We start from the raw sequence: 653 nt of genomic DNA, 5'->3' as shown, positions 1-653 counted from the left end.
TTGGACTGGCATGAACTGGGCACGCAAATTCCTCACCGATAACCGTCAAGGTTCAACACCAAAATCTGCACAAGAGGTTTTAGCTGCAGGTGAACAAATTTGGGTTCGCGAGCTAACGACCACCGATGAAGATGGCAACACTCAAAGCAGCTGGAAGCTAAGCCAAGTGCCTAGCGCGAACACCGCATTTGTCGCGATGAATCCTGAAAATGGCGGCATTTTGTCACTAGTAGGTGGTTTTAACTTTGTTCACAGCAAGTTTAACCGCGCAACCATGTCCGTGCGTCAGGTTGGTTCTAGTATCAAACCATTTATTTACTCAGCCGCTATCGATAAAGGCCTAACGTTAGCAACTCTGATCAACGATGCGCCAATCAACAAATGGGACGCAGGTTCAGGCTCAGCATGGCGACCAAAGAACTCACCTCCAACTTACGGTGGTCCAACTCGCCTTCGCATTGGCTTAGCGCAATCGAAAAACGTAATGGCGGTTCGTACCTTACGTGAAGTGGGTCTGGATGAAACTCGTCAGTACCTAACTCGCTTTGGATTCGATATCAACGAAGTGCCTCGCTCAGAAACTATCGCCTTGGGTGCGGGTAGCTTAACGCCAATGAAAGTGGCGCAAGGTTACTCGGTTTTTGCAAACGGCG

Annotated in this window: 1 protein-coding gene; it reads left to right on the top strand. The window is 49.2% G+C overall.

The features are described 5' to 3' along the window. Nucleotides 1–653 (top strand): penicillin-binding transpeptidase domain-containing protein (locus tag R7044_RS25950; protein ID WP_263857055.1); only part of this gene is annotated, 653 nt, incomplete at both ends.

Source organism: Vibrio sp. 1402 (assembly GCF_033340275.1).
Note: the sequence above shows the minus strand (reverse complement) of the source record. Positions and strands in the feature narration are given on the sequence as shown.